At 68.4% G+C, this 15,139-nt stretch carries 20 protein-coding genes; 14 read left to right on the plus strand and 6 right to left on the minus strand.

The annotated features are described in order from the left end of the window. Nucleotide 1 precedes the first annotated feature (1 nt). The 12 genes from ACFY61_RS10710 (at nucleotide 2) to ACFY61_RS10765 (ending at nucleotide 10,326) form a co-directional block, all read left to right on the plus strand. Entirely contained in the window at nucleotides 2-2,437 is a 2,436-nt protein-coding gene (locus ACFY61_RS10710; protein WP_389469736.1) for a hypothetical protein, read from the plus strand. Further along, complete coding sequence (locus tag ACFY61_RS10715) at nucleotides 2,434-4,743, plus strand: carbohydrate binding domain-containing protein (RefSeq protein WP_389469739.1); 2,310 nt, start codon at nucleotides 2,434-2,436, stop codon at nucleotides 4,741-4,743. Before ACFY61_RS10710 ends, ACFY61_RS10715 begins: the two co-directional genes overlap by 4 nt. Nucleotides 4,744-4,753: 10 nt before the next feature. Further along, the gene (locus tag ACFY61_RS10720) at nucleotides 4,754-5,230 is read left to right on the plus strand and encodes a hypothetical protein (protein ID WP_389469741.1); all 477 of its coding nucleotides are present in this window, start codon (nucleotides 4,754-4,756) and stop codon (nucleotides 5,228-5,230) included. Then, the gene (locus ACFY61_RS10725) at nucleotides 5,230-5,769 is read left to right on the plus strand and encodes a hypothetical protein (RefSeq protein WP_389469744.1); all 540 of its coding nucleotides are present in this window, start codon (nucleotides 5,230-5,232) and stop codon (nucleotides 5,767-5,769) included. Before ACFY61_RS10720 ends, ACFY61_RS10725 begins: the two co-directional genes overlap by 1 nt. Before the next feature lie 52 nt (nucleotides 5,770-5,821). After that, the gene (locus tag ACFY61_RS10730) at nucleotides 5,822-6,793 is read left to right on the plus strand and encodes a hypothetical protein (protein WP_389469746.1); all 972 of its coding nucleotides are present in this window, start codon (nucleotides 5,822-5,824) and stop codon (nucleotides 6,791-6,793) included. A gap of 14 nt (nucleotides 6,794-6,807) precedes the next feature. Continuing rightward, a complete protein-coding gene (locus tag ACFY61_RS10735; protein ID WP_389469748.1) occupies nucleotides 6,808-7,161 on the plus strand; it encodes a hypothetical protein in 354 nt (117 codons plus the stop codon). Beyond that, nucleotides 7,161-7,595 carry a hypothetical protein gene (locus ACFY61_RS10740; RefSeq protein WP_389469751.1) on the plus strand — a complete coding sequence of 145 codons (435 nt, stop codon included), beginning with the start codon at nucleotides 7,161-7,163 and terminating at the stop codon, nucleotides 7,593-7,595. The genes ACFY61_RS10735 and ACFY61_RS10740 overlap by 1 nt, the downstream gene beginning before the upstream one ends. Next, on the plus strand, nucleotides 7,585-7,935 hold the full coding sequence (locus ACFY61_RS10745) for a hypothetical protein (RefSeq protein WP_389469753.1): 351 nt from the start codon (nucleotides 7,585-7,587) through the stop codon (nucleotides 7,933-7,935). The genes ACFY61_RS10740 and ACFY61_RS10745 overlap by 11 nt, the downstream gene beginning before the upstream one ends. 160 nt (nucleotides 7,936-8,095) lie before the next feature. Further along, entirely contained in the window at nucleotides 8,096-8,521 is a 426-nt protein-coding gene (locus tag ACFY61_RS10750) for a hypothetical protein (protein WP_389469755.1), read from the plus strand. Between the two features lie 115 nt (nucleotides 8,522-8,636). Beyond that, nucleotides 8,637-8,915 carry a hypothetical protein gene (locus tag ACFY61_RS10755; RefSeq protein WP_389469756.1) on the plus strand — a complete coding sequence of 93 codons (279 nt, stop codon included), beginning with the start codon at nucleotides 8,637-8,639 and terminating at the stop codon, nucleotides 8,913-8,915. Then, nucleotides 8,912-9,313 (plus strand): hypothetical protein, encoded by a 402-nt coding sequence (locus tag ACFY61_RS10760; protein WP_389469757.1) that lies wholly within the window; start codon nucleotides 8,912-8,914, stop codon nucleotides 9,311-9,313. Before ACFY61_RS10755 ends, ACFY61_RS10760 begins: the two co-directional genes overlap by 4 nt. Next, nucleotides 9,310-10,326, plus strand: a complete 1,017-nt coding sequence (locus tag ACFY61_RS10765; RefSeq protein WP_389469758.1) for an integrase — start codon at nucleotides 9,310-9,312, stop codon at nucleotides 10,324-10,326. The genes ACFY61_RS10760 and ACFY61_RS10765 overlap by 4 nt, the downstream gene beginning before the upstream one ends. Here the strand turns inward: ACFY61_RS10765 and ACFY61_RS10770 are convergent. Together ACFY61_RS10770 and ACFY61_RS10775 are read right to left on the minus strand one after the other, a co-directional pair. After that, the gene (locus tag ACFY61_RS10770) at nucleotides 10,323-10,460 is read right to left on the minus strand and encodes a hypothetical protein (RefSeq protein WP_389469761.1); all 138 of its coding nucleotides are present in this window, start codon (nucleotides 10,458-10,460) and stop codon (nucleotides 10,323-10,325) included. The genes ACFY61_RS10765 and ACFY61_RS10770 overlap by 4 nt on opposite strands. Nucleotides 10,461-10,562: 102 nt before the next feature. Continuing rightward, nucleotides 10,563-11,435: a hypothetical protein gene (locus tag ACFY61_RS10775; RefSeq protein WP_389469764.1), complete on the minus strand. Its 873-nt coding sequence runs from the start codon at nucleotides 11,433-11,435 to the stop codon at nucleotides 10,563-10,565. A gap of 376 nt (nucleotides 11,436-11,811) precedes the next feature. On the opposite strand from ACFY61_RS10775, the gene ACFY61_RS10780 reads away from it, so the two are divergent. Together ACFY61_RS10780 and ACFY61_RS10785 are read left to right on the plus strand one after the other, a co-directional pair. Further along, nucleotides 11,812-12,015 carry a hypothetical protein gene (locus ACFY61_RS10780; RefSeq protein WP_389469766.1) on the plus strand — a complete coding sequence of 68 codons (204 nt, stop codon included), beginning with the start codon at nucleotides 11,812-11,814 and terminating at the stop codon, nucleotides 12,013-12,015. Between the two features lie 38 nt (nucleotides 12,016-12,053). Then, the gene (locus tag ACFY61_RS10785) at nucleotides 12,054-12,224 is read left to right on the plus strand and encodes a hypothetical protein (protein ID WP_389469769.1); all 171 of its coding nucleotides are present in this window, start codon (nucleotides 12,054-12,056) and stop codon (nucleotides 12,222-12,224) included. 865 nt (nucleotides 12,225-13,089) lie between these two features. On the opposite strand, the gene ACFY61_RS10790 is transcribed toward ACFY61_RS10785, so the two are convergent. The 4 genes from ACFY61_RS10790 to ACFY61_RS10805 form a co-directional block, all read right to left on the minus strand. Beyond that, nucleotides 13,090-13,587 carry a helix-turn-helix domain-containing protein gene (locus ACFY61_RS10790; protein ID WP_389469772.1) on the minus strand — a complete coding sequence of 166 codons (498 nt, stop codon included), beginning with the start codon at nucleotides 13,585-13,587 and terminating at the stop codon, nucleotides 13,090-13,092. A gap of 60 nt (nucleotides 13,588-13,647) precedes the next feature. Continuing rightward, nucleotides 13,648-14,133 carry a hypothetical protein gene (locus tag ACFY61_RS10795; RefSeq protein WP_389469775.1) on the minus strand — a complete coding sequence of 162 codons (486 nt, stop codon included), beginning with the start codon at nucleotides 14,131-14,133 and terminating at the stop codon, nucleotides 13,648-13,650. Nucleotides 14,134-14,174: 41 nt separating this feature from the next. Continuing rightward, nucleotides 14,175-14,678 carry a hypothetical protein gene (locus ACFY61_RS10800; RefSeq protein ID WP_389469778.1) on the minus strand — a complete coding sequence of 168 codons (504 nt, stop codon included), beginning with the start codon at nucleotides 14,676-14,678 and terminating at the stop codon, nucleotides 14,175-14,177. Nucleotides 14,679-14,773: 95 nt separating this feature from the next. Further along, nucleotides 14,774-15,106 (minus strand): DUF6233 domain-containing protein, encoded by a 333-nt coding sequence (locus ACFY61_RS10805; RefSeq protein WP_389469780.1) that lies wholly within the window; start codon nucleotides 15,104-15,106, stop codon nucleotides 14,774-14,776. Nucleotides 15,107-15,139: the final 33 nt, after the last annotated feature.

Genomic DNA, 15,139 nt, shown 5'->3' on the forward strand with positions numbered 1-15,139 from the left:
CATGGCTGAGCGTCTCGCGTTCATCCTCGACGGCGACGACAACCTGTCACCGGTGTTCCGCCGCATCGGCGAGTCCGCCGAGCGGTTCCACCGACGTCTGAACGCCGCGGTCGACGAGTCGGGCGGCGAGCTGCGGGCCTTCACCCGCGGGGCGGACGGCCAGCTGCAGCAGCTCGCCGGCAGCATGGCCTCCGCCGGACAGGCCGCCGAGCAGATGGGCCAGGATGCTGCCCAGTCTGCGCATCAGGTGCAGGCCGTGGGGACAGCGGCCGCCGAGGCCAATACCGAGGTGGAGCAGTTCACTCGCGACTCCCGTGGGCGGCTGCACGACGTCCGCGGCCGGTTCGTGTCCGCGGCGCGCGCGGCAGAGCAGCTCGCCCGCGCGACGGCCGAGGCCAGCCCCGAGGTGGAAGCCGTCGGCGCTTCCGCCGAAGGGGCCTCTTCCCGCACACGCCGTATGGCCGACAGCAGCGACGCGGCGACCCCGAGCATCCTGCGTCTCGGCGGGGCGGCCGGTGGCGCGGCGGCCCAGGTCGGCGGGAAGGGCTCGGGGCTCGGCGGTGCCCTCGGGGCCGTCGCGGCCATCGCCGGCCTTTCACTGCTGCCGTCGCTCGGCGCGCTCGTGCCAATGGTGGCTGGACTCGGCCTCGCGGTAGGCACCCTCAAGATGGGCTTCTCCGGCGTCGGCGAGGCTGTAGCCGCCGCGGGCAAGGGGAAGAAGGAATACGCGGAAGCCCTCAAGGGACTCACCCCGCAGGCCCGCGCCTTCACGAAGCAGCTCGTCGCCACGAAGAAGTCTTTCGAGGGGCTGGGCGACCGAATTCAGAAAGTGATGCTGCCCGGCTTCACTCAGGCCCTCAAGCAGTCCGGGCCACTGGTGAAAATCCTCGGCGACACCATGGTTGTCCTTGGCAAGGGCTTCGGCGACGCAGCGGCTGGCCTCGGGCGCCTGATGAAGGACTCCGGTTTCCAGAAAGACTTCGCGCGTATCCTCCAGCTCGGCACCGTATTTGTCCGGGATATGACCTCCGGGCTGGGCGGGCTGGCTCGCGGTTTCTTGACTTTCGGAGCCGCCAGCGGGCCCACGCTCACCGCTCTCTCCGGCGGTCTGCGAGACCTGCTCGGCAAGGGGCTGCCGGGCATGTTCCAGGGGCTGGAGCGCGGGATATCGGGTTCGGCGCAGTTCCTGTCTGGGTTCTTCGGGATGCTGAACTCGGTGCTACCGGCCATCGGACGTTTCGCGGGTGAAGTCGCCCGTACCTTCGGGCCGTATCTGAGTGCGCAGGTGACGTTCTTCGGCAAGGTCTTCACGTCCGTGCTGGACGCGATCTCTGCTGGTGTGCGGCTGGCGGCCCCGATTTTCCGCGACCTGGTCTTCGGTGTGAAGGCCATCTCCATGGCGATCAGCTTTGTGGCGCCCGCCTTCCGGGCGGCCGGAGCGGCGATCGTCGCTGCGTTCGTGCCGGCGCTTGGCGGTATCCGCAATGCGCAGGGTCCACTGCAGCGCCTGAAGGGGTGGGTGGAGGACAACAAGCTGGGCTTCATGGAGCTGGGGCGGATGGCGGCCAGCGCGATGATGGGTATTACGCAGGCGGTCGTCACGGCTCTGCCAATCGCCGTCCAGGGATTCCGCTACCTGAGCATGATCGTGCTCGGAGCCTTTCAGGGAATCCTGAATGGGGCGGCGACGGCCTTCGGGTGGATCCCGGGAATCGGCCCCAAGCTGAAGGGTGCGGCGGCCGAGTTTGACCGCTTCAAGGGCGGGTTCATCAACGGCCTGCAGGCCGCCGAAAACAAGACTCGCAGCTTCTCCAATTCGGTCGCCCCGCGGCTGAGGGAGAACCGGCTGCAGATGAACATCGGCCAGTGGGAATCGCAGATCCGCGTCGCAAAGGGCCAGCTGTCGTCAGTTCCGCCGTCCAAGCGGGCTCAGCTCCTGGCCCACATCGGCGACCTGGAACGGAAGGCGGCTCGGGCGCGGGCGGAGCTGGCGTCGATCCGCGGCAAGACGGTCACGGTCACGATCGTCTCCCGCAACCTCGTCGACTCGTCACTGAACCGCAGCCGGATCGTCAACGGTCGACTGGTCCGAGCGACGGGCGGTATCGTCCGCGGGCCCGGCACCAGCACGTCGGACAGCATCCCTGCCTGGCTGTCGGACGGCGAGTACGTGATCCGCGCGTCCTCCGTGTCGCGGCTCGGCCTGCCCTTCCTGAACGCACTCAACGAGGGCCGGATGCCGACCTCGGCTGCTACGCCGGCGCCGACTCGTGCAGCAGCAATGCCTGCCGCCCCGGCAGCACGCGGGGTGACGTTCGCCCCGCAGATCACGGTGACCGGGGCCATCGACCCGATCTCCACGGCTCAGCAGCTGCGCCGGCTGCTACTGAAGCTGCAGCGAAATTACGGCCTGTCGACGGGGGTGATCATGTCGTGATCAGGTTCGTCCTTCGGGCCGCCTTCGGGTACGCGGCCACCGCGCTGGCAGTGGACTGGACGGACATCTCCCAGTGGGCAGACCTGCCCACCGGGATCCGCTGCACCCGCGGCGCCGCCGACGAGCTGTCCCAGATCCAGCCCAGCACCATGACCCTGACGCTGGACAACTCCGACGGCAGGTTCAGCCCCGGCCTGTCCACCTCTCCCTACTACCCGTACATCCGGCCCGGCTGCCCGATCCAGCTGGGCATCATCACCGCCACCACAAAGAACCTGATCAACCAGCCGTCCTTCGCCAGCGGCGAGCTCGGAGAGTGGACGACCAAACCGCTGGAACCGGTAGCCGAGTACGCCACCGATTCCGTGCGTGCCCGCACCGGCACTTTCTCCCTGCGCATGGAATGGGCCAACACTGGCACCGGCGGCGTGATCCAGCAGACCGTGTACGGGCTCGACATCGGCAGGGTGTACACGGTGTCGGGCTATGTGTGGGTGCCGGCGGGTGACCCCGCCGTCCGGTGGCGGGTAGACGACGGCGCGCCCGGCACGGCGTCCACGACGAACGACGCCTGGGAACGGATCACCCTTTCCTTCACTGCGACGTCCACCAGCCACACCGTCCAGCTGACCACCAACACCACCTCACCGACGCTCGGCGACGTCGCTTGGCTCGACGACGTCCAGCTGGAGCAGAGCGCGTCGGCGACGGCGGTCACGATCAACGGGGCCCAGATCCACTGGCGCTTCTACGGTGCCGTCAACCAATGGCGGGCCGTGTGGGATGGCCTGCACCCCGAGGTGTCGGTCTCAGCCGCCGACCTCATGAGTTACATGAGCCGGGCGCCTCAGCTGCAGTCGATGCTCACCGAGGAGATGCTGCTCCTCGATCCGATCGTCTACTACCCGCTCTCCGAGAGCTCGACGTCCGAGTCGGGTGGTGACATCGCCGGAGACGGCGCCGGCTCCCTCTCCAAGGTGGCGGTCGGCTCCGGGGGGACGGTCAATTTCGGCGAGACCGACGGGCCTCCCGCGACGGGGCAGACGGCTCCGGTCCTGTCGCCGTCATCGTCCACAGTCGGCTGGCGTCTGGACGCCGACATGGGCGCATACGTGGAGCAGGAGAGCACCAACTTCTACATGACCTACGAAGTCTGGTTCAAGACCACCGTCGCCGACCGGATCTTCCTTCACCTGCGCAGCGCCGACTTCATGTCTCGGCTGTCCTTCTGCCTCAACGCCTCGGGACAGCTCACCTTCGAACACACCGCTGTCGGGTCGACGCTCATGGTCGACACCGTCGACGCCACCAACCTGGCCGACGGGCAGTGGCATCACATTGCCTACGACGAGTGGAACCAGTACATCGCGATCGACGGCGGGGCCCCGTTCTCCGGCCCGGGGATCAGCCTCATGTACGCGCTCCGCTATGCCAGCGTCGGCACCGGCACGACTCGACTGTGGGATGGTGCGGTCGCGCACGTGGCGATGTACCGCAGCAACTACGACATCTCCATGCACGCTGACCACTACAACGCCGGGTTCAGCGGGCACTCGGGGGAGGATGCGGACGAGCGCATCCTGCGGCTGGCCGGATATGCCGGCGTCGCGTCCGTGGACGCGAACGGGGACTTCTCGGCGGTCGCCTCGCAGGGCGAGGGCGGTCAGAGCGCCCTGGACATGATGCGGCTGGTCGAAACAACCGAGAGCGGCAAGCTGGCGTCCCACCGCGACGGCCACGGCCTGCTCTTCCAGAGCCGCACCGTCCGCTACAACGCCGAGCCGTCAGTCACCCTGACCTACTCCGACCTCGAGACCGACTCAGTCGAGCTGCCCATCGACGACCAGAAACTCATCAACACCGTCCTCGCGAGCCGACCAGGCGGAGCCACGCAACGCGTCACCTCCGCCGAATCCATCGCCGCCTTCGGGCCGTACCAGCGCAGCACAACCATCCTGAAAGTCACCGACGCCGAGGTCATCGACGCTGGCTACTGGCTCGTCTCCCGGTACGCCATCCCAGAGCCGGAACTGCGCGAGATCCCCATTCAGGCCTACAGCCTGTCGACCGCCCAGTACCGGCTGCTGCTCGACGCCGACATCTCCACCGTCATCGAGGTCACGGACATGCCGGACGAGGCGCCGGCGTCCACGGTGACGGCCACCGTCGAGGGCTACAGGGAGACCATCAGCCAGGAGTCCCACGAGATCGTCTACCACACGAGCCGCAGCGTGATCGACGCCGTGTGGGTGCTGAACAGCACCACGTACAGCGTGCTCGGCTCCACGACCCGGCTCGGCTACTGAGGAGGCCCACATGCGCGACATCGCAGTACAGCGTGCCCAGGCCTTCTACCAGCCCCCACCGTCGCAGGCCTCTACCGCGTGGGACCTCGTGCCGGCAGCCGAGCGGGTGTGGCGCTGGTACGAGCACGCGAACCAACGACGCGTCCAACCGCCGGCGGGGTTCATCGTCGGCGTCTCCGTGTACGCCCGGATCAACCACGGCCGGTGGATCGCGGACTGCACATGCGGCAGCGCCCAGGTCGTCACCCCCGACGACCCCCGCTTCGCCTGCCCCGAATGCGGATACGGCTGGGTCCGCGTCACCTTCCCCGCCAACCCGGCCCAGGCCGAGGACGCCGTCGCCGACCTGCCGCCGCATCGGCGGAACTGGTGGCACGACGACGACCTGACCGCCCGCGACCGGCCCGGCAGACCCGACCGTCCGGCGCCGCCGGTCGACAACCCGAGGCCGGACCTGCCGGCCGTGCCGCAGAAGGGGGCTAGCTGATGGCCGCGCCTGTAGACACCCCCCGTACCTGGGTAGTCGGCGAGGTCGTCACGGCCGCCCTCATGAACGCCGAGATCCGCGATCAGTTCAGTGGGCTGGCCGGCATCCTCTGCTCCACCCAGGTCGTCAACGCGTCCTTCGCGCTGGCCAGCCACGCCTCGAACTACACCGCGATCTCGTACACCGGCATCTCGAGCTCGAATGACACGAGCATGTGGAACGTGTCGAACGCGACGCGACTCGTCGCCCCGCGGGCCGGCACCTATCTCGTGCACGGCGGGATCTCCTGGCCGTCCGGACTGTCCACGAACGACGCCCGCGGCGAGTTCCGCCTCAACGGCTCCGGCACAGCGACGGCAACCGCACGCATGGCCACCCAGCAGGAGTCCACAGGCAACTGCCAGGCCGTCGCCAGCGGCGTCCTGATCTTCACCGCCGCCAACCAGTACGCCGAGGTGTACGTCAACCAGAACAGCGGCTCGTCGCTGAACCTCAACGTGACCATGGGCATGACCTGCATCAGCCAGGCCACCAGCTAGCCCACTCCGCCCCGGCAATACCACCGGGGCCCTCGCATGCCTGGGAGGCCCGATGTCCACCGGCAACCAGTTCTACCCCGGCGCCTCAACCGCCTACCGCTACGACGGCACCTACAAGGGCCTGATGCAGGAGATCAACTGCTGCGTCACCCACACCACTGAGGGCACCACCCTGCCGTCCTACGGCGGCGGAGCCAGCGCCCCCAACGTCACCCTGCTGCCCGACATCGCTAACAAGCGCCTCAAGGTGTACGCCCACTTCCCCGCTGACATGAGCGCCCGTGCCCTGGTGGACGACTCCAACACGGCTGTGCGGACGAACAGGAACAACTGTCATCAGGTCGAACTCGTCGGCACCTGCGACCCAACCAAGCGCACCAGCTGGGGAACCCGGCGCGCCGGCGTCGACTACATCTTCTGGCCCGAGGCGCCGGACTGGGCCCTGCGTGAGTACGCCCGCTACATCGCGTGGCTGTACACCGAGCACAAGGTCCCGCTCGCCTCAACCAGCAAGCCGTGGCTCGCCTATCCGTCCAGCTACGGCAGCAGGAACGGGCAGCGCATGAGCCTCGCCGAGTGGGCGGTCTTCAAGGGGCACTGCGGCCACCAGCACGTGCCCGACGGCAACGACCACGGCGACCCCGGCAACATGGACATGCTCCGCGTGATCCAGTACGCCAAGGAACTCGTCCCCGGCGGCCAGCCGCCCACCACGCCCCCGACGCCGCAGCCGAGCAAGCCAGTCGTGGATCTGTCGAAGCTGATCGCCGCGGCCAAGGCCGACCCGCCTAAGACGGGCACCCCGGTCAGCTACAGCGGAGTCAAGGTCGTCGAAGCAGCACTGGCCGCAGAAGGCCACCTTGCGCGACACCTCGTCGACGGCCACTTCGGAACCGCCACCCGCTCCGCCTACTCCGCCTGGCAGCGCCGCCTTGGGTACGCGGGCGCTGACGCCGACGGCATCCCTGGCTTGGCTTCCCTGACTGCGCTCGGTAAGAAGCGCGGCTTCAACGTCACCGCCTGACAGAACGGATCATTATGAAGATCTTCGGTCGCGAGCCCGCTCTTATCATTGCCGCCGTATCGGCAGGCCTGAGCCTCCTCGTCTCGTTCAACTTCGGGATGTCCGGCGAGCAGGCCGGCGCCATCGTCGCTGTCATCAGCGCTGTTTTCGCCGCTGCCACCGCTGCCGTCACCCGTCCGATCGCGCCGTCGGCGTTCACGGGCCTCGTCGCCGCCGGCGTCGCGCTGCTCGCCGCCTACGGTCTCGACGTGTCCCCGGAGACGGTCGGCGCCCTGAACGCGGTCGTGCTCGCCGTGCTCGGACTCATCACCCGCGGCCAGGTGTCCCCGTCCCCGGCTGCCGGCCGAGGCCCGACCCCGGTGCCGTAGTGCGGTGCCGCCTGCTGCGGCTGCTCAGCATCAAGCTGGGCCGCCGCGGTGCGATCCTCTCCTGCTACGGCCTCGTCTGGCTCCTCTACGGGTACGGCCAGATCACCACACCCCAGCCCGACCAGCGCGGTCTGCAGACCCTGCTGGCCCTGATGCCGCTCACCGCCTGGGGCTGGGTGTGGATCGCCGCCGGTGTCGTAGCACTTGTAAGCGCGTGGGCTCCGCCGGGCCGAGACGCTGCCGCCTTCTACGTACTGCCGCTCATCGTGGTCCCGTGGATGGCGTCCTACCTCGTCGCCTGGCTCCTGGGGGACTACCCCCGGGGCTGGGTGGCGGCAGCCGTGTGGGCGGTCATCACCGTCCCGGTCCTTGTCACGGCAGGGTGGCCCGAGCCGCCCCGCCGGAAAAGAGCGGAGCCCCCGTATGAGTGCTGAGACCTGGGCATCCATAGGCGTCACCGGCGCCACAGCAGTGGCTGGGATCTTCGCCGGCCGAGCAGCCCGAAGGACACGACGGCAGGAGTCACGCGATGACTTCACCGCGGTCACCGAGGCCATGGGCAAGGAGCTGGCCCGACAGGCCGGCGATATCAAGGCGTTGCGTGAGCGGGCGGACGTCGCCGAGAACCGCGTCGAGGGCGCAGTCGTCGCCGTCGGCTACCTGATCGAACGCGTCCGAGGCCTCAGCGTCCTCATCAGGTCCGTCGGCATGGAGCCCCCGAAGGCGCCGCCGATCCCGGACAAGGCGCGCGAGTTTATCCACCACGAGATCTGAACTGGAGAGCGACAGCCGCACCCCCTTCCGCCTCGGCGGGAGGGGGGCTTCGTCGTGTTCGGGCAGCGGGTGGACTCGCGATAACCCCCACACGACACGACCTGGCGTGGAATAGTGAAGATACCAGCCCATACCAACTCCAATCGCCCTGGAGGATCCTGTGTCCAACGCGCTGCCCCATGACGCCTACATGGCCGACGTAGCCGGCCAACTCACCGCCTATGGCCTGGAGCCCGAGCAGTGGTGGGCCTGCGAGGATGACTCCGGCACCCCTGACAGCGACCGCCTCGATGGCGTCTTCCAGTGGCTCCCCGGCACTGCAAGCTCCGAGCACTGGCCCCACGGCGTCTACCTGACCTGGGACCAATACGCCGGCTGGCGCCTCATCGAGGAGGGTGAAGGTCGGGCCGTCCACGCTCTGTCGGAGGACGTCGGAGTCTTCACCCACCCGCGACAGGTCGCTGCTGACGTCCGCGCCCGCTTCGACCACGGACTCGACGGATGGTCACCCGGTCCGATCTGCATCGCAGGCGGCCACTGGGATCCCGTGGCGACGCGGGATGCCGTGCTTGCGTGGGCTGGGTAGCCACCCGCACGTCACCGGCCGGCCCCCTCGTCGAGGGGGCTTTGCTGTGCCCAAATCCGCTCGCCGGTCCAGCGATAAGATGCCATATCGGCGTCCAAAATTGGTATACTTGAGCATGTCTCAGAGCCTTCGTAATGATCAGTCTGAGTACGACCCGATTGACTCGGGGGAGTTCGCCTGGTGCTTCTCCCACGGGCGCCTGCATCGCTTCGCCGGAACCGACGAGCCGTGGTGCACTGCACACTGGGCGCCACTGACCGGAAAGACGGAGGTCGAAGCGTGCCTCGACAAGGCGACCCGCTTCGGCTCGGCCCAGTTCATCGATGGCCTCACAGGTGAGCAGCAGCTCGCCCTCATCGACTCCCACCGTGCGCGCCGGGCGGACGGCCAGTGACTGACGACGACACGGCGGCCGTGATCCACGAGCGGGGCACCGAAGGCAAGATCCGCTACGCATCCCAGAAGCTGATCGAGATTCATGACGCACTCATCAACTCGGCGGCCAGGGACCATCGAGGTGCGCTCCTCGGACTGGCGATGACGTTGGACTGGGTGGCGGACGCGGTCAAGGAGCAAGGCACTGAGAACGCCCGGCTGCGAGAGCGTCTGAGGAAGGCAGAGAGGGCAGCAGACTTGCTCGCTGCGGACCACCGTGCGATCGAGCGCGCGCAAGCCGAGTGCGACGCCATCGAGCGCGACCGCGCCAGGCTTGATGCGGACGGTGAGTCCTTTGGGGACGGGCTTGCTGACGCTGTGGCCCGCATCCGTCTCGTCATCGAGGGGACCTCGTGACCGACCTGGCTCCGTACCAGACGAGCGCCGCCCCGGCCGCCTACGACCCGGCGGCCCTCGCCGTCCTCGCCGCCATGGAACAAGCCGCCGAGGAACACCTCGACGCCATCCGCCCAGAGAACACCAAACGCGGCTACGCCAACGACTGGGCGCTCTGGGCCGAGTTCCACGACTGGCTCGCCGAACGCACCGGCCACCAGCTGCCGCTCACCGCCGTCACCAAGGGCACACTCGTCGGCTTCGTCGTCTGGCTCGACACGGTCAAACTCGCAGCGCCAAACTCCATCGACCGTAGGATCACGGGCGTCACAGTCACCGCGCGAGCCCACGGCGCCGAGGTGCCGAAGGCCGCGACCGTCGCCGCCCGCCAAGCCCTCAAGCCACTCAAGGCCGACCCCGAACGCCTGGCCCGCGGCCGCGGCAAGGCCGCCGCCGTCACCCCCGAACAGCTTCGCCAGATGCACGCCGCCGCCCCGGCCAGCCTCGCCGGACTCCGCGACCGCGCGCTCTGGCTCCTCGCCTTCGGTATCGCCGGCCGCTCCGCCGAAGTCGCCGCACTCCGAGCCGACGGCATCAAGCACGTCAGTCGCGGCCTCGATGTCCACGTCCCCGCAGTGAAGGGCCGCCCGCCCCGGGACGTTGTTGTCGCCTACGGACGGCATCCCGACACCTGCCCCGTCCGCGCCTGGTCCACCTGGAAGGCCGCGGCCGGCATCACGGCCGGGCCCGCCTTCCGAGCCATCAGCGTCCACGGGGCGATGGGAAACGACGCCCTCGCCCCGGCAGCCTGCCGCGAGATCATCGCCCGCAGCGCCGAACGGGCTGGCCTGTCCGTCCGGCTCACCGGGCACAGCATGCGGGCCGGATTCATCACCACCAGCCGACAGGCTGGCCGCCGCGAGGAGAAGATCCGCGCGCAATCTGGTCACGCCGCTAACAGCCCCGTGTTCTGGGGGTACATCCAGGAAGCCGACCGCTGGTCGGATGCCGCCTCTGAGGACATCGGCCTCTAGCGGAACGACAAAGCCCCGCCCATGAGGGCGGGGCCGAGGTCGTCGATGAGCTTGCGGCGGACCGTCTCGAACAGGTCCGAGCCGGGCAGCGCCAGCGGCTGTGCGCCCTGCTGGGCGGGCAACGAGGTGTCCATGGCTCTCCTTTCGTGGTTGGTACCCTGATGCGGCGGCGCCCCACCCACTAGACCTGGGTGGGGCGCCGTTTGCGGGGCCCGCCCCAGCCGGGGCGGGTGTGCTTAGCGACGAACGCCGGGAATGAGGCTCTGAATGATCCGGCTCGCCTTCGCGTAGTCATCAAGACTTGGGCCGGGGTCCTGCTCGGTAGCGGCGGTGTTCACGTCCGCCCGCTCCTCCTCCTCGGTGGCCTGCTCCACTGAGATGGCAGCGTTGAGCGGGTGGTCCGGCTGGTCCATCTCGTGCCCCGTCTCCTCCTGGTGTGCGTCAAGGGCGGGGGTCTCGCCGCACTCCATGCAGAAGCCGGGCCCGAGGTCGTCCCCATCCGTGGCGCACTCCTCGCAGTCCCGCCGCGGCTGTTCCTCGTGGTCGGGGCATAGCGCCAAAACCTCGTAGGCGTCGGCCATCTCGGTGTGCGCAGCAACCAGGCTGGCGACGTGCTCCTCGGCCGCGGCCTTGCCCGTCTCGCCGTGGAAGCCAGCCTCGATGCAGGCGCCATCCTCGAAGATTCCGTACTCGGTCACGTTGGTCTCCGTCTCGTTGTGGATCTCGGTGGCGGGGGCGGTCGGCGGGAAGAGCTCGGTGCGCAGCTCGGCGTAGAACAGCTCGCCCTCACCGACGTTGGTGATGTCGGCGTCGATCATTCGGCCGAGCAGGTTGCAGAACTGCCACGGAGACATGGCGTTGATGTGGGCAACCAGCCGGCAGTCGACGCGGTACCCAGCGATGTGCTTCTGGTGCGACCAGTACGCGGCCAGTGCGGTGCGGAAGATGGCCTCGGTCTCCTCGTTGCGGCATCCCGGGTAGAGGTTGGTCTCGTTGATCGCGTCGAGGATTTCGGCGTGCAGGTCGCGGCCGGCGGTGTGGCGACGGGTGCGGGTGCCGATGCTGAGGGTGTAGCGCATGGTCTTCGCGAACTGCTGGCCCCTGGTCATTTCCGTCTCCCCTGCTCACCCGTTGTTTCTGTACCTACAGAATGCTCGCGAGGTGCGCCCTTGTCAAGCCCCTCCCGCAGATGGATGCTAGTTTCTGTACCCACACCTACGAGGGGGAGACATGGCCCGACCCGCCACAGGCAAGACACCGCTCCGGAACATCCGCGTGCCCGATGATCTGTGGCAGGCGGCGAAGGAGGAGGCCGCCGCCGAGGGGCGCAGCCTCACGGACGTCATGCTGGGAGACCTGCACCGGTACGTGACCCGTCGGCGGCGCGAGCGAGGGGTCGCGGACGGTCCGCCAGAGACCCCAAATCCTGGCGCTTAAGGGAACGTTATGCGCTGCCCCAGCAAGCCTGACCGAAGGGATCGGATGATGAGCAGAACCGTGACCCTGATCTTCCATGGCGGCCCGCTCGACGGGCAAGCGATAGATATGACGGTGCCGATCCCCAGAGTGGTCAAGCTGGACCAGCAGGTTGGGGTCGCCATGGAGTTCACCTACGAGCGGTACACCCCAGAGCGGCCCGACCGGTACGCGCACTTCCAGATGACCGAGTGGAAGCCGGCTGCCGCCTGACCGCCCTGCCACACTGAAGCCACCCGAAGGAGACGCCCATGCCCGTGTCGTTCGTCAAGCCGCAGCCGAACCCCGCCACCCAGGAACGCCTCGCAGAAGTCGGTCAGACGCTCGCCGCGATGGCCCGTGCCCTCGCTCCGGCGACGAAGGCCGCAGAGCGTGCCATTCGGCAGTTGGCCGATCTGGCCGCTGCAACCCGCCAGCCCTGACGCTGACGCCGTCGTCGACGAGCAGCGCTTCAGCCCCCGCCTTCGGGTGGGGGCTCTATCGTTTCCGGAACTTCCTCTGTCATATGCCTACCGTCGCGCCCGGCCCCGGGTCTACGGTGTGGCCACCGGACCATCCCGGGCCGGCGCCCTCCCGGTCCTCCCCACGGGAGGGCCGTCGCGCGTGCAGCTACGGCAGGACGGCCCCGATCTTCCGCAGCTTTGCCCGCACGTTTAACCAGGACCGGGGACAGCTGGGGGTGCTGGGCACCGTAACCGTCTGCCCCGAGGGGGCCGTGACCCGCAGATGGTTGCCGGCGCGGCCCCGACGGACAATGACGAAACCCTGATGCCTGGTAACCGTCTGCAACATGCCTTCGATCTTTGAGTCGTTAACCCACTTCACCTTGTCCTCCGGTCGGTAAGGGTACGGCCATCAACCGGGTGTCAGCGCCTCCCGCGGCGACGCTCACTCTGCCGCTTTGCCGCGCGGCACTCCGGGCAGCGACACCCATGGTTGCGATAGGTCGCGGGTCTGCCGTGCTGCAGCGTTGGATTCCGGCCCGCTGTCAGGGCCTTGTCTAACTCGGTGCGGAACCATGGGTTGGTGCGTGCGTAACCGTGCACGTTTGCCGCAGTGATCTCGAACAGGCGGGTGACCTCCTTGAGCGAGTGTCCGCGGCGGAGGTAGGCGAGGATGCGCTTGCGGAGCTCGGCAGGCAGGATGGCCCGCCGCAGCTCCTTCCTGTACAGGCGGTCGGCGGGCCGTCGTTTCGCCCGGCATGCGTCGCAACGGCTGTACTGCGTGTGGGTGTAGGACCGGCAGTCGTGGCAGCATCGCAGCTTGAACTCGCGGTCAGGTAAGGCGCTAGTCACGGCTGCTCCTGGCTGCTGGCCGTGCCGGCGAGGCCGTCCCCTCTGACTCCGCCGGGGGTTGCGCCGCAGCTTCGGCGGCCGGGCTGTCGGCGTAGGCGATGCGCAGGCCTGGCACCTCGTAGGCGACCCGCGCGACCACCGCACGGTTCCACGAGGCCGGGAAGTCGATGTCGGGGTTCGCGGCGTGGTAGTCCGCGTCTGTGCGGTACACGAGGACGCCTGGGTCGGGCATGTCCATCAGCTGGTCGACCACTCCCTCAACGAAGGCCGCGGTGCGCGCTTCCAGGTCTTCCAGGGCGAGGCGGACTCCGTCGGGGATCGGGTACTTGCCCTGCTCCCAGTGCCGCACGGTTCGCGGCGATACGCCGAGGTGCCCGGCAAGCCAGTCCCCTGTCAGGCCGAGATACTCGCGGACCACCCTGAACTCGGCGTCCGTCATACGCTCGTCGTCCGGCATGCCAGCCGGGTCGCTGTACTGCTGAGTGTCCATCACTGCTCCAAGGGGGAAGCCCCGGCCGTCCCGGCCGGGGCAGTATTGGCGGGTCTTCCGTCAGACCGAGTCCGCCTCCTGGCGGTCCAGGTCCTCCGACATGACGCACATCTCATCCACCTCGCGGCGGAACGTTGCGATGGCCTCGTCGAGAGTCGGGTAGGTGTCGGTCTGGCTGTATCCGTTGCTGTCCCAGACACACACGGTGCGCCAGTCACGGACGACGCCGCGGACGTCATTGTCGGTCCACTCGCTCCGGTCGGCGGGGCACCAGTGACCGGCCTGGGCCTCCACGCAGGTGCGGTGTTCACCGCTGTTGCCGCAGTAGGTTCCCTGGGGGGACCAGGACACGGCGGCGGTCCCGTCGGCCAGGACGAGGCGGGTGGTGGTGGTGTTCTCGGCGTCCACGTCGTAGGTGTCGCCACCGAACAAGCAGAGGCCGTCCAGCCAGTCGGTGGGGTTCTCGGCCGCGTCCTCGGGGGTGGCAGGGATCGCGGTGTTGAGGAGGCTGGCGAGGTCGCGGCTATCGGCGATGGAGGTGATCACTTCTGGTTCCTTCCAGGTGAGGCAGGGCTGATCCCCGCCGGTTAGAGGGAGGCGATGGCGATGCGGATGCCGGCGATGGCGGCGTGGAAGACCTCGGTGGGGCTGGCCTCGCGGGACTCGCTGTAGCCGAAGCGGCAGTGGAACTGTCCGTCGACGGTGTCGAACCACAGCTTGTCGATGCAGGTGGCGAGCTTGTAGCCCTGGGAGTTGGAGATCAGCTCGCCCTGCCAGTAGGCGCCGGCGATGTTGCCCGTCTTGTAGTGGTGCAGTTCGAGGCCGGCGAGCTGGGCGGGGTTGTTGAAGTAGATGCGGTCCATGCCGTTGCGCTGCCAGCGGTTGCCGCCAACCGCGGTGAGGGTCTCGACGGTGTAGGCGATGGCCTTACGAGCCTTGCGGGCGCCGATAGCGATGCGGCGAGCGAGGGACGCGGCGTCGATGATCCACTTGCCAGCGGCCTTGGTGGCGGCGACGGCTCCGATGCGGCACCAGGTGCGGATGGTAGCGATGGTGACCTTGGCCTGGGTGGCGGCGGTGGTGGTGTTCATGGGCCGGTTCCTTCCGGTGGGGTCTGGGGCTGTCCCCTGACCACTAAGACCACTCTAACTTCCTAAAATAGGAAGCGTCAAGGGGTGGCCGGTGGCTAGTCCAGCACCCCGAGGAGCGTGTCCGGTCGACAGTGAGGGCAGGCCTCGACACCCTCGGCCAGCGCCTGCCGAGCCGCATCCTCTGGCACCCCCGCCGAGCGCTTGCCCGCATCCCAGCAGCCACCCGCGTGCACCCGCACCGGGCGCCGGCCCACGCCGATGCCGTGCTCGATCAGCCAATCCGGCGGCGAGGGCAGCTCCCGCACGGCCGCCGCCGCAGCCTGCTCCTGCTCGGCCACGACGATCCGGCGCCGCACCTCGTCGAGGTTCAGCTGCAGCCACGTCTCCAGGGTGCGGAGCCGGGGCAGGTCGGGCGGAAGATCGGACATATGTTCGATTGTAGCGCCGGACGGCTCCGCCGT

The organism is Streptomyces sp. NPDC012888 (genome assembly GCF_042900645.1).
Taxonomy (GTDB): Bacteria; Actinomycetota; Actinomycetes; order Streptomycetales; family Streptomycetaceae; genus Streptomyces.

Bases quoted from the DNA above. Each gene is read 5' to 3' on its own strand.
- ACFY61_RS10710 (WP_389469736.1), top strand. From the start codon at position 2: ATGGCTGAGCGTCTCGCGTTCATCCTCGACGGCGACGACAACCTGTCA.
- ACFY61_RS10720 (WP_389469741.1), top strand. From the start codon at position 4,754: ATGCGCGACATCGCAGTACAGCGTGCCCAGGCCTTCTACCAGCCCCCA.
- ACFY61_RS10725 (WP_389469744.1), top strand. From the start codon at position 5,230: ATGGCCGCGCCTGTAGACACCCCCCGTACCTGGGTAGTCGGCGAGGTC.
- ACFY61_RS10730 (WP_389469746.1), top strand. From the start codon at position 5,822: ATGTCCACCGGCAACCAGTTCTACCCCGGCGCCTCAACCGCCTACCGC.
- ACFY61_RS10735 (WP_389469748.1), top strand. From the start codon at position 6,808: ATGAAGATCTTCGGTCGCGAGCCCGCTCTTATCATTGCCGCCGTATCG.
- ACFY61_RS10745 (WP_389469753.1), top strand. From the start codon at position 7,585: ATGAGTGCTGAGACCTGGGCATCCATAGGCGTCACCGGCGCCACAGCA.
- ACFY61_RS10755 (WP_389469756.1), top strand. From the start codon at position 8,637: ATGTCTCAGAGCCTTCGTAATGATCAGTCTGAGTACGACCCGATTGAC.
- ACFY61_RS10770 (WP_389469761.1), bottom strand. From the start codon at position 10,460: ATGGACACCTCGTTGCCCGCCCAGCAGGGCGCACAGCCGCTGGCGCTG.
- ACFY61_RS10775 (WP_389469764.1), bottom strand. From the start codon at position 11,435: ATGACCAGGGGCCAGCAGTTCGCGAAGACCATGCGCTACACCCTCAGC.
- ACFY61_RS10780 (WP_389469766.1), top strand. From the start codon at position 11,812: ATGAGCAGAACCGTGACCCTGATCTTCCATGGCGGCCCGCTCGACGGG.
- ACFY61_RS10785 (WP_389469769.1), top strand. From the start codon at position 12,054: ATGCCCGTGTCGTTCGTCAAGCCGCAGCCGAACCCCGCCACCCAGGAA.
- ACFY61_RS10790 (WP_389469772.1), bottom strand. From the start codon at position 13,587: ATGGACACTCAGCAGTACAGCGACCCGGCTGGCATGCCGGACGACGAG.
- ACFY61_RS10800 (WP_389469778.1), bottom strand. From the start codon at position 14,678: ATGAACACCACCACCGCCGCCACCCAGGCCAAGGTCACCATCGCTACC.
- ACFY61_RS10805 (WP_389469780.1), bottom strand. From the start codon at position 15,106: ATGTCCGATCTTCCGCCCGACCTGCCCCGGCTCCGCACCCTGGAGACG.